The sequence below is a fragment of the Arthrobacter sp. NPDC093128 genome, assembly GCF_040683875.1.
GTDB lineage: Bacteria > Actinomycetota > Actinomycetes > Actinomycetales > Micrococcaceae > Arthrobacter.
This window is the reverse complement of sequence record NZ_JBFBEY010000034.1, coordinates 24,876-36,795: the sequence shown is the minus strand read 5'-3', so window position 1 is coordinate 36,795 and position 11,920 is coordinate 24,876. Positions and strand designations below refer to the sequence as shown.

Here is an 11,920-nt window from a genome sequence, read left to right as displayed (position 1 = left end):
TCGGGAAGTAGCGTTTCCTGCATCGAATTTACCCCGCGCAGGAGCGGCCGCATACATCTTGCGGGTCACGATCGAGACTCAATTGCCGGGTCTCACCCAGGCTTGGCGAGGTGGGCGTCCTCGGTCCCGGGGCGTTATTGGACGGCCGGAGCTGGGGCCGGGTGATCATTTCGCCGTCACGTCGGGAGGGGGATCCTGGGCAGTGGTCTCGTATGGCGTCCTATACAGCGGGAGCTGGGGAGTTGGGTCGTACCTGTCCCTGAGGAGGTCGTCGATCGACAGTTGACCGGCAATGGGGTGAATGGCTCCCGGCTCAATTCCCGATCGTCCCCGTGGCATGCCTTGACAGTACGAACATTGCCCACGGAAAGCGGGGCAGACACGCTGAACCGGGTGTGAGGAGCGGCATTAGTTCTGCCGTCCGGGCGGGTTGAGAGTTCCTACGTCCGGCGCCATCCCGTAATGATGCGACCGGTCCATGCCAGAAGGCTGAGGGACCCGGCGAGGACCAGCGGGGTGGCGAATACGACGGCCTGTCCGAGGAATATCAGCAGGGCCACCCCGAGAGTGCCTGCATAGGTCAGGGACAAGCTCAGCGTCGAGAGGTCGTTCACGGCTGTTCTTCTTCCTGACCGGCATAGGATTCGTGCGTGGGTTGCGGGATATCAAAAGCCCTGGCGTGCGGTCGACACGGTGTCGAAGAATGTTTTCGGATCCTCGGAGCCCAGAAGGTCCCGATGGAATGTGATGGCGTCGACCGGATCGGTGTCGATGAAAAGGATGGCCACTGCCATGGAGTGCACCACCGTGTACCTGGTCGGGCCCTCCATCCAGGACGACATCCCGGTGTACTCTCCGACGTCCAGGCCCTCGCCGAGCAGCCCCTTGGCCGCAAGCAGTTCGTACACTGCGTGCCATGCCCAGTCCAGAAGGTCGTTGATCGCTGCATCCACGGTAGGAGCGCTCATATATTGATGGTGGCACTGCCCGCCCCGTTCGGGTGCGCACACGGTGCGCGTGTCGGGCACGACGCAAAGGTGAATGCCCCACGAGTCTGGCCAATTGTCCAAAGAACTTTGGACAATTGGGGGGGGTCCCGGAGGGCCCGGGTCGTTTTGGATTCGATCAGGCATCCTGCGCAGACTTGCGGCAGACGAGACGGCTGCCGCGGCTCTCAGAGACCGGCCCGTCACGGACGGTCATTCCGCTGAACACGGCGACGAGCACGCTGGCGGTGCTGGCGTCGTGGACGAGGTAGTCGGCGACTGGCGGGCACCGGATGTGCCTGTCAGATTTGGGCGTCGGTCTGATAACGGAGTCACCGCTGGGTTTGAGGGTCCGGAGGGCAACTTGGGGAACCGGGCGCGATTCAAAGTTTCGAGAGGAAATAAGCGACGGAGGAGCGCCGAACGAAACTTTGAATCGTGAGCGGCGCAAAGCGCCCTGGTTGCGTGGAGGACCTGCCCAGCGATGATGGGGATCAGAATGACAAACAGCGCGAAGTTGCTTCTGTAATCGCCTCCCGCTAGTGGACTGAGCAACCGGAGGATTGAGGCCCATTCGCACAATCCAAATTAACAAGATTCACCGAGCACAGACAGAGTTGCAGGGCAGCGAGAAGCCCCTATTTCAGCCTGCTCGACCGGCGAAGCCCGTCTCGAAAGGCGAGGGTTGAGAGACGCATCAGGCGAAACGCTCGGTCTTGACCGCCATGCGGAGTCCGGCGTGTCTTCCGAGACTCGGAACTCACTGCTCTGCCTCGTGCGCTGTGTCCCTGTGGCAAGACACGGTGCCGCCACCAAATCCGGGATGGGCGACGCCCGACAACGGTGATCCCTACTACCGGACGAAGCCCACCTCACGCCTACGACCATAGGGTCACGTTGGGTGAATTACCGACGACGACTCCTTACTCGCAGGTTTCCACTCGTTCTGGTGGCCGAGTCCCTTCGTGACCTCGTAGTGGAAGCCCGTGCGGTCCTCCCTTGCCCATGCCTCGTAAAATTCGCCCTTCTCGAACAGCCTTCTGTTTTGCGCAGGAGGACGCAACCAGAGGATGGTTCCGTCTTCGGTTACGGCATCAACGTAGCCGCTACAGACGGGACTGCCCTGCTGCCGTATCTCGATGCTTGATCCTGTTAGTAGGGTCCAGTCGTTGATGCGTCTCAAGTCCACGGGGTCGGTCGTCCTTTCCAAGTAGAGGGGGTGGATGTCCCCAAAGGTACCTACGCGCGCTGCGGCGGTGAGGAGCGGGATGTTTCGCGGCGACTCAGAGTGCTTTAACCCGTCGCCGCTTCGGCTTTCTCAGTGGGATTCAGCAGGCCAGCGCTTTAGTACGTTGGAAAGCAAGCCAGTGCTGTGGCATGGGCCTGCTGCAGTGCCTCCGCAACGGGAAGTGCACGATGTTCATCCGACAGGATCTCCACGCCCCAGGGACCATCAAAGCCAATGGATTTCATCGTCTTAATGAATCCGGGGACATCTTGGTCACCTTGTCCGCACAGGCGGCGATTGTCGCGTGTGTCTTCGAAAAGGGAGCCGCTGATTTCCGCGTCCGCGTCATTGAGCTCGACGCCGAAAATCTGATGTGCTTCAAGGCTGGCAGACAGCTCATCCAGGGCCGTCCCAGCGCGGAAGACGTGCCAGTAGTCGATGACCAAACCGCATCCGGACATGTCGACCTTGCGCATTAGGTCGGCTGCTGCCGGAATCCGGCCGACCATCGAGAATGCCATCGGTTCAAGAGCTATGCGCGTACCCCGCTTCTCTGCCTCAATCGTCAGCTGGCGGAGTGGTTCCACGAGAAAATCGAGATCATCCAAGGTCTCGCCGAAAGCAGTTCCAACTTTTATGAACCGGGCGCCGAGCTCCTCCGCCGCGTCAAGGAGGAGGTCGAACTGGGGCCGCCACTGGTGGGAGAGGGTCTCGTCCCACCAGTCGGTGAGGAGTTCAACTTCAACATAGTGGAAGCCGGCGCCCTCAATGAGCTTCCGCAACGCCGGAAAGCCCAGTGTCGAGTGTGCGGCGGCCAGGTCGTCATGGGCGAGCCCGAAGCCTGACCATCCCGTGGAAGCCATCGCTGCCAAGCGATCGGCGATGGGCACGGGACTTGTCTCGGGCCTTTGCAGCGGCGCAACATCGCCGGCGCTGGTCCAGCAGGACGCGACAAGCTCCGGGGCAGAGGTCTTGGTCATAGTTCTCCTTTGAAACACGTGAGGGCCGCCGCCCGAAGCAATGAGTACGTTCTAGTATGAAACCACAAACCGTTGGAACGGTCTATTGACTTCACGAATCCTTCTATTCTAGAGTTGGAGCGTTCCACTCAGAGAGGTGGATCACATCCTTTCAACATCAGCGGCCTCCGTACTCGCTCCATGCCTTGGCATGCGACCGAAAAGTTCACGGCGGTCGAAATTGCGCGAATCAAAGGAGATTTCACGTGGCAAAAATCAATTGGCGTCGGGGCGTTATGGCTCTCGCCGTTGTTCCGCTCCTAACCCTGGCGGCGTGTTCCAGTAGTGGAGGCAAGACGGAACCCGCCTCCGGTGGGGGAAGCGGCCAGGTTGCCAGCACTCCCCGGCTCAAGGTGGCCCTCATTACCCACGCCGAGGCTGGCGATACGTTCTGGGATATCGTCCGCAAGGGCGCCGAGGAGGCGGCGGCGAAGGACAACGTCGAGATCCTCTACACGAATGACTCCGAAGCCGGGCGCCAGGCGCAGCTCGTGCAGCAGGCTATCGACCAGAAGGTTGACGGCATCGCGGTCACCATCGCCAACCCTGGCGCTATGAAGGACGTGATGAAGAAGGCCGCTGACGCGGGCATTCCGCTTGTGAGCTTCAACGCCGGCGGAGATGTCTCCGCACAGCTGGGCGCTTTCACCCACTTCGGCTCCAACGAGACGCTGGCCGGTGAGGCTGTGGGCACCAGACTTGCGGCCGACGGCTACAAGCACCCCATTTGCGTGATCATGGCACAGGGGCAGGTGCAGCTGGAGGCGAGGTGCGCCGGTGTCAAGGCCAAGGTACCGGGAACCGAGATCCTCTACGTTGACGGCAAGGACATGACCGCAGTCCAGTCCACTGCCACGGCGAAGCTGCAGGCCTCGAAGGACGCCGACGTCATCATCGGCCTGGGCGCCCCGTACACGGTCACACTCCTCAAAGCGGTGACGGATGCGAACAGCTCGATCAAAGTGGCTAGCTTCGACCTCAACCCTGCTCTCGCCCAAGCAATCAACGACGGCAAGATTCTCTTCACGGTGGACCAGCAGCCCTACCTGCAGGGTTACCTGGCAGTGGATGCGGTGTGGCAGACCAAGCGCGGTGGCTTCAAGGTCGGCGGTGGCCAGCCCGTCCTGACCGGTCCCGCCATCGTTGACAAGTCCAACATCTCAGACGTGCTGAAGTACGTCCAGCAGGGCATCCGTTAACAGCCCGCTCGCCCGGGCCGGCCCCGCGCCGGCCCGGCAGCAAGGAGAATTATCATGACCATCACGCAGACAAAGTCAATGACAAAGTCATCGGCGTCCGATGAGCGCGTCGCCAAGCGCAGTCCGCTCCACAAGCTCCTCGGACGTCCCGAGGTAGGTGCCCTGGTGGGCGCCATCGTCCTTTTCGTCTTCTTCGCACTGGTCTCCACCACCTTCACCCAACCGAATGCCTTTGCGACCATCCTGTACGGGTCCTCCACCATTGGGATCATGGCGGTGGGGGTGTCGCTGCTGATGATTGGCGGCGAGTTCGACCTCTCCACCGGCGTTGCGGTGATCAGCTCGGCCCTGACCGCTTCCATGTTCGCGTGGTACTTCTCGATGAACGCCTGGGTTGGTGTCGGACTGGCCCTGGTGGTTTCGCTTGGCATTGGCTTCATCAATGGCTGGATCCTGGTGAAGACCAAGCTGCCGAGCTTCATTGTCACGCTGGCCACGTTCCTGATGCTGACTGGACTGAACCTCGCACTGACGCGCCTCATCGGCGGCAGCGTGTCGTCCCCCTCCATCGCGCAGATGGACGGCTTCGCCTCGGCCCGGGCTGTGTTCGCCTCGTCGGTGAACATTACCGGGGTGGAAGTCAAGATCACGGTGTTCTTCTGGATCATCCTGGTGGCTGTGGCGTCCTGGGTGCTGTTGCGTACCAAGGTGGGCAACTGGATCTTCGCGGCCGGCGGCGATGCCAATGCCGCCCGCGCTGTGGGTGTGCCGGTGATCAAGACCAAGATCGGCCTGTTCATGGCAGTCGGCTTCTGCGGCTGGGTCCTGGGCATGCACAACCTGTTCGCCTTCGACTCCGTGCAGTCCGGCGAGGGCGTGGGCAACGAGTTCCTCTATATCATCGCCGCGGTCATCGGCGGCTGCCTGCTGACCGGCGGGTACGGCTCGGCGGTGGGCGGCGCGATTGGCGCCTTCATCTTCGGCATGGCCAACAAGGGCATCGTCTACGCCCAGTGGAATCCCGACTGGTTCAAGTTCTTCCTGGGCCTGATGCTGCTGCTGGCCACCATCGTCAACCTGATCGTCAAGCGGCGAGCAGAGCTCAAGTAAGGGGCACGGAGACATGAATGCCAAACAGATCGACCAAAAGACCCTCCTCCAGAACGAAACGGATCCGCTGACCCACACCCCGGTGCACCTGCTCTCACTGGATAAAGTCGGGAAAAACTACGGCAACATTGTCGCCCTGAGCGATGTGACCATGGCCGTGGACAACGGCAGGGTCACCTGCGTCCTCGGTGACAACGGCGCCGGTAAATCCACCCTGATCAAGATCATCGCCGGCCTGCACCAGCACGACCACGGCGTCCTCAAGGTCATGGGGGAGGATCGGAAGTTCACTTCCCCGCGCGACGCCCTCGACGTGGGCATCGCCACCGTCTACCAGGACCTGGCAGTGGTCCCGCTGATGCCCATCTGGCGTAACTTCTTCCTCGGCTCGGAACTGACCTCCGGCTTCGGTCCCTTCAAGAGCCTGGATGTCCAGAAGATGAAGGACATCACCAAGCACGAACTCGCCGAAATGGGCATCGACCTCCGCGACGTGGAGCAGCCGATCGGCCAGCTCTCCGGCGGCGAACGCCAGTGTGTTGCGATCGCCCGCGCCGTGTACTTCGGCGCCAAGGTCCTGATCCTGGACGAGCCGACGGCGGCCCTGGGCGTGAAGCAGTCCGGGGTGGTGCTGCGCTACATCCTGCAGGCGCGCGACCGCGGCCTGGGCGTCATCTTCATCACCCACAACCCGCACCACGCCTTCCCCGTAGGTGACCGGTTCCTGCTGCTCAAGCGCGGCAAGTCCATCGGCTACTACGAGAAAAAGGACATCACGCTCGACGAACTCACCGCCCAGATGGCCGGCGGCGCGGAACTGGCCGAACTCGCACACGAACTCGAACAGATCGGCGGCCACAGCGACATCGTCAAAGAAGTCCAGGCCGAAGTGGCCGACGTCGTCGACGCAACACTTGAAAGCACCGCGAAGCGCCACTGAGCGCCACAACCCAAGATGGAGTACCCATGGAAATGCTAATCGCCGGAAACTGGCGCGGTGCCGCCAACGGCAGGACCGAGGAAGTCCGATCACCCTTTGACGGCCGAATCATTGACACGGTCCCCGTCGCCACGGTTGAGGACGCCCAGGCTGCCCTGGACCGTGCGGAGATCGGTGCCCACCTGCAGAGGTCCACACCCGCCCATGTCCGCGTCGACATCCTGCTCCGGGCCGCCGCCCTGGCTGACGAGCGGGCCGAGGACATCGCTCAGACCATCAGCGCGGAAACCGGAAAGCCGATCACGGAGGCACGGGGGGAAGCCAGCCGGTCCGGGAACATCATCCGGCTGGCCGCCTATGAGGGAAGCCAGCTCTACGGTTCGACCCTTCCCTTGGATGCCAACGCCGGCACGGGTTTGGAGAAGATCGGGTTCACGCTCCGGCAGCCCGTGGGCATCGTTGTCGCCATCACGCCGTTCAATTACCCCGCGTTGCTCGTGCTGCACAAGATCGCCCCGGCGTTGGCTGCCGGCAATGCCGTGGTGCTCAAGCCGGCCCGCGCCACCCCGCTGACCGCGTTGAAGCTGGCTCAATGCTTCGTCGACGCCGGCCTCCCGCCGGAGGCGCTGTCCGTCCTCACCGGTCCCGGCAGCACCCTGGGCGATGTTCTGGTCACCGATCCGCGGGTGCGGAAAGTCTCCTTCACCGGTTCCACTGCCACAGGCACCCGCATCAGCTCGATCGCCGGAGTGAAGAAGCTGTCCCTCGAACTCGGGGCCTCGTGCCCTGTCATCATCCTCCCGGACGCGGACATTGAGCTCGCTTCCAGTGCCGTGGCGGCAGGCGGTTTCATCAACGCCGGGCAGGTCTGCATCTCGGTGCAACGGGTCATCGTGGACCGCCGCATCGAAGCTGACTTCCTGGATGCGCTGGTCCCGAAGGTAGAGGCAATCGCGGTCGGCAACCCCAAGGAAGATGACACCCGGCTTGGGTCGCTGATCTCCGAGGAGGAAGCCTCCCGTGTCCACGCATCGATCGCGGAGGCCCGCCATTCCGGAGCCCGGGTCCTCACCGGCGGTGATCGCGACGGTGCGGTGGTCACTCCCGCCGTCGTCGCTGGAGTCGACCCGAGGTCGAATCTGAGCCGGAACGAGCTGTTCGGTCCCGCCGTCGCAGTTACCTCCGCACAGGACATCGAATCCGCCATCGCCTTGGCTAATGACAACGACTACGGTCTCGGCGCAGGAATCTTCACCAGCGATATCGCCGGAACGGTCCGGGCCATGCGGCAGATCGACGCGGGAAATATTCATATCAACTGGACGCCCTTGTGGCGCGCCGACCTCATGCCCTACGGAGGACTCAAAGGCAGCGGCATCGGCAAGGAAGGCGTCCGCTCCGCAGTGCAGGAAATGACCGAAGAAAAAACGGTCATTCTGCACGGGCGTCCCTGGTAACCCCCGACTTTTGGAATAAGGCAATGACCACTAACTCGCAGACCGTCCGACTGACCACCGCCCAGGCGGTCGTCAAATACCTGTCCGTTCAATACTCCGTCGCCGACGGCGTCCGCCGCCGCCTCGTGCCCGCAGCCCTGGGAATCTTCGGGCACGGCAACGTCGCCGGCCTCGGCCAGGCCTTCGATGAACTGGCCGATGACATGCCCTTCATCCAGGGCCGCCACGAACAGTACCTGGCGCACATTTCGACGGCCTACGCCAAGGCGAGCCGCCGCCAAGCCGTTCTGGCCGTTACTGCCTCGATCGGCCCCGGTGCCCTGAACCTGGTGACCGCCGCCGGACTGGCCACCGTCAACAGGCTGCCTCTGCTCCTCCTGCCCGGTGACACGTACGCCACCCGCCACCAGGGCCCGGTCCTGCAGCAGCTTGAGCACCCGACCGAAGCTGACGCCACCGTCAACGACGCGTTCCGTCCCGTCTCCCGCTTCTTTGACAGGATCAACCGTCCGGAGCAGCTTCTGACCGCGCTGCCGCAGGCAATGCGTGTCCTGACCAGCCCCACGGACACCGGCGCTGTGGTGATTTCGCTGCCCCAGGACGTGCAGTCCCACGCCTACGACTTCCCGGCCGAATTCTTCGCCCCCCGGGACTGGAAGATCCGGCGCCCGCTGCCTGACCCGGCAGAAATCGCGGAAGTGGCCGAACTCATCCGGTCCGCTGACCGGCCGGTCATCATCGCCGGCGGCGGCATCCACTACTCGGACGCCCACGCCGCGCTCGAGGCGCTGGCCGGACAGGCCGGAATCCCCGTCGTCGAGACCTTCGGCGGCAAGGGGGCCGTGACCAAGGACGAATGGTGGCAGGTCGGCGGCGTCGGACTCGAAGGCAACTTCGCGTCCAACACGCTCGTCAAGCAGGCCGACCTGGTCCTGAACGTCGGCACCCGGCTCACCGACTTCGCCACCGGCTCACAATCCATCTTCGAAAACCCGGACGTCCGGTTCGCGTCCCTGAATATCGTGGACGCAGACACCCGCAAGCAGGGCGCCACCGGGATCCTCGCCGACGCACGGCTCGGACTCGAAGCCCTCGCCCAGGCGCTCGAGGGCCACAGCACCTCCGAAGCCTGGCAGGACACGGTCCAGAACGAGAAGGCCCGCTGGGCCCCCATCCGATCCAAGTGGCTCGACGCCGACACCGCCTACAACCCTGAAGACCACCCGGACGCTCCCGTCACCGAAGCCGTCCTGACACAGCCGCAGCTGATCGGGCTCATGCAGGAGCACGCACGCTCCGGCGACACGGTCATCGCCGCTGCGGGCGGGGCTCCCGGCGACCTGCAGAAGGTGTGGGACGCCACCGGGAACCGACACTGCCACCTGGAATTCGGGTTCTCCTGCATGGGCTACGAAATCGCAGCCGGCATGGGCGTCCGGCTGGCCGAAGGCAACAACGACAACCGTGTCGTCACCTTCATCGGCGACGGAACGTTCCTGATGGCCCCCACGGAGATCCTCACCGCAGCGCAGGAGGGGCTCAACGTCACCATCATCGTTTCCGAAAACCACGGATATCAGGTCATCCACCGCCTGCAGATGAACCGCACCGGCAAAGAATTTGGCAACGAATTCCGCTACCGCACCACCGGTGGCAGCGTCGCGGCCGCTGACGCCCCCAAGGCCCGGCTCGACGGCGACTACCTCAAAGTCGACCTGCGGCAGATCGCCGAAGGCCTGGGAGCCCTGGCCATACGCGCCACTACCGCGGCCGAGGTCCGGGAGGCACTGTCCTCGACCAGGGACGCCCAAGGCCCGGTAGTCATCGTGGTACCCACGGTGCCGCACGTCGACCTGCCCGGCGGCGACGTCTGGTGGGACGTTGCCCCGGCGGAAGTCTCCGATCAGGAATGGGTCCGCACTCTCCGCACCGACTACGAGAAGGCACGCAGCAGCCAGCGGTGGTTCGGATGAGCAACGGACCACTGAATGCAGGAGCGCTGCGGCGGCGCCTTGCTGAGGGAGAAGTTACGATCGGCACCTTCGTGGGCATGGCCTCGGCCACGGCCGCCGAAGTCTGCGCAGCCGCCGGCGCCGACTGGGTATTGATCGACCTTGAACACGGCTCCGGAGGCGAAGATGCGGTCCGGGATGGGGTCATTGCAGCCGGAAGCTACGGCGTCCCCACCATCGTCCGGGTCGAATCCGGAGACCGAATCCGCATCGGCCGGGTTCTGGACCAGGGAGCGGCCGGGATCATGGTTCCCCGGCTGACCACCATTGACCAGGCTGCGGAGTCCGTCCGGCACATGCTGTACCCGCCCCTCGGAGACCGCGGCGTTGCCACCTACAACCGCGCCTGCCGCTGGGGAATGGACCGCCGAACGCTCACCGCACCGGACCAGGAAACCCTCGGCGTCATCCAGATCGAAACCCTCGAGGCACTGGAGTCTGTCGAAGACATCGCCGCCCAGGAAGGCGTCGACGTCCTCTTCGTCGGACCCCTGGACCTCTCCTACGCCCTCGGGGTTCCGCTGCAGCTGGACAGCAACGTCTTCCAGGAAGCCCTGCAACGTGTCGTCTCCGCAGCGGAGCTGCACAACAAGGCGGCAGGAATACTCGCCGTGGACGGCATAGGCGCCGCCAAATATATCCGCCAGGGCTTCCGGTTTGTGGCCATCGGCTCAGACTCCACCATCATGGCGGCGGCGTTCCGCGACGCCTTCGACACCGCCCGCAACTGACTAACAACCAAAGGAAAGCAAGAACGTGAACGCAGAATCTCGCACCATCGGCGTCGGTCTCATCAGCGTCGGATGGATGGGAAAGCTCCACTCGCGCGCCTACCAGACCGTCCCCTACGCCTATCCCGAGCTTGGCCTGAACACCAAGCTCGTCATCGCAGCCGACACGGCACCGGACCGCGTGGACTATGCCCGCGATGTCCTGGGCTTCGCCGAAGGCACCACCGACTACCACGATGTCCTGAACCACCCCGACGTGGACGTCGTTTCCATCTGCGCCCCCAATTTCCTCCACGCTGAAATCGGCATCGCGGCCGCCAAAGCCGGCAAGCATTTTTGGATCGAAAAGCCGGTTGGACGCGGATACCAAGAAACCGCAGCCGTGCAGGAAGCCGCCGTGGAGGCCGGCGTGGTAACGACCATCGGTTACAACTACCGCCACGCCCCGGCAGTAGAGCACGCACGAAAACTGATTGCCGACGGCCGCCTCGGTCGGATCACCAACGTCCGCGCAGTCTTCTTCTCCGGCTACGCTTCCGAGCCCAACGGCGCCCTTTCCTGGCGGTTCGACCGGAAACTCGCCGGCACCGGCGTGCTGGCCGACTTGTTCAGCCACGCCACCGACCTGTGCCAGTATGTAGTCGGACCCATCGCCGAGGTAACCGCCCTGACCAGCACCGTCTACACGCAGCGGCCCAAACTGGCGATGGGATCTGGCACGCACTTCGCAGTGATTGAGAATGGTGAGATGGGAGAGGTCGAGAATGAAGACTACGCAGCAGCGCTGGTCCGTTTCGGCCCGTCCGCGGTCGGAGCAGGAGCAGTCGGCACCATCGAGTCGTCCCGCGTCGCCGTCGGTCCCGAGTGCGGCTACCAGATTGAGGTCTACGGAACCGAAGGTTCCCTCAAATGGGACTTTGAGCGCATGAACGAACTCAAGGTCTGCCTCGGACGCAACAACGAGGAGCAGGGCTACACCACGGTGAACGCCAGCCCCCGCCACGGCGACTACGCCCGCTTCCAGCCCGGACCCGGCAACAGCATGGGATTTGACGACCTCAAGGTCATCGAAGCGAAGAAATTCCTCGTCGCCGTCGCCGGTGGTGCCCAGGAAAACTCCAACATCCACGATGCCGCGTCCGCCGCCGCAATCGTCAGCGCGGCCGAAGCTTCCTCGCTCTCCGGTCAATGGCAGAAGATCGAAGAAATCCACGGCACCACGGCAGCGCGGGTGTAAC

11 protein-coding genes are annotated in these 11,920 nt (G+C 63.5%); 7 read left to right on the top strand and 4 right to left on the bottom strand.

Annotation, left to right across the window (positions count from 1 at the left end):
* Positions 1-440: 440 nt before the first annotated feature.
* The 4 genes from AB0N24_RS25260 to AB0N24_RS25245 all read right to left on the bottom strand — a co-directional run bounded on the left by AB0N24_RS25260 (position 441) and on the right by AB0N24_RS25245 (position 3,194).
* The gene (locus AB0N24_RS25260; RefSeq protein WP_364130673.1) at positions 441-614 is read right to left on the bottom strand and encodes a hypothetical protein; all 174 of its coding nucleotides are present in this window, start codon (positions 612-614) and stop codon (positions 441-443) included.
* A gap of 51 nt (positions 615-665) precedes the next feature.
* On the bottom strand, positions 666-968 hold the full coding sequence (locus tag AB0N24_RS25255) for a hypothetical protein (protein ID WP_364130670.1): 303 nt from the start codon (positions 966-968) through the stop codon (positions 666-668).
* 910 nt (positions 969-1,878) lie between these two features.
* Entirely contained in the window at positions 1,879-2,175 is a 297-nt protein-coding gene (locus AB0N24_RS25250) for a hypothetical protein (protein ID WP_364130667.1), read from the bottom strand.
* Positions 2,176-2,330: 155 nt separating this feature from the next.
* Complete coding sequence (locus AB0N24_RS25245) at positions 2,331-3,194, bottom strand: sugar phosphate isomerase/epimerase family protein (protein ID WP_364130664.1); 864 nt, start codon at positions 3,192-3,194, stop codon at positions 2,331-2,333.
* 245 nt (positions 3,195-3,439) lie between these two features.
* Here AB0N24_RS25245 and AB0N24_RS25240 point away from each other — a divergent pair, with 245 nt between their 5' ends.
* From AB0N24_RS25240 to AB0N24_RS25210, 7 genes are read left to right on the top strand one after another with little or no spacing between them, the layout of a single operon-like run.
* Positions 3,440-4,432 (top strand): substrate-binding domain-containing protein, encoded by a 993-nt coding sequence (locus tag AB0N24_RS25240; protein WP_364130661.1) that lies wholly within the window; start codon positions 3,440-3,442, stop codon positions 4,430-4,432.
* 54 nt (positions 4,433-4,486) lie between these two features.
* Positions 4,487-5,542 (top strand): ABC transporter permease, encoded by a 1,056-nt coding sequence (locus tag AB0N24_RS25235; RefSeq protein WP_364130658.1) that lies wholly within the window; start codon positions 4,487-4,489, stop codon positions 5,540-5,542.
* A gap of 13 nt (positions 5,543-5,555) precedes the next feature.
* The gene (locus tag AB0N24_RS25230; RefSeq protein ID WP_364130655.1) at positions 5,556-6,482 is read left to right on the top strand and encodes an ATP-binding cassette domain-containing protein; all 927 of its coding nucleotides are present in this window, start codon (positions 5,556-5,558) and stop codon (positions 6,480-6,482) included.
* A 26-nt stretch (positions 6,483-6,508) separates the two neighbouring features.
* Positions 6,509-7,939, top strand: a complete 1,431-nt coding sequence (locus tag AB0N24_RS25225) for an aldehyde dehydrogenase family protein (RefSeq protein WP_364130652.1) — start codon at positions 6,509-6,511, stop codon at positions 7,937-7,939.
* A gap of 23 nt (positions 7,940-7,962) precedes the next feature.
* Complete coding sequence (iolD, locus tag AB0N24_RS25220) at positions 7,963-9,912, top strand: 3D-(3,5/4)-trihydroxycyclohexane-1,2-dione acylhydrolase (decyclizing) (RefSeq protein WP_364130649.1); 1,950 nt, start codon at positions 7,963-7,965, stop codon at positions 9,910-9,912.
* Entirely contained in the window at positions 9,909-10,682 is a 774-nt protein-coding gene (locus AB0N24_RS25215) for an aldolase/citrate lyase family protein (protein WP_364130646.1), read from the top strand. Before iolD ends, AB0N24_RS25215 begins: the two co-directional genes overlap by 4 nt.
* A gap of 25 nt (positions 10,683-10,707) precedes the next feature.
* Entirely contained in the window at positions 10,708-11,919 is a 1,212-nt protein-coding gene (locus tag AB0N24_RS25210; RefSeq protein WP_364130643.1) for a Gfo/Idh/MocA family oxidoreductase, read from the top strand.
* The last annotated feature ends 1 nt before the right edge of the window (position 11,920 follow it).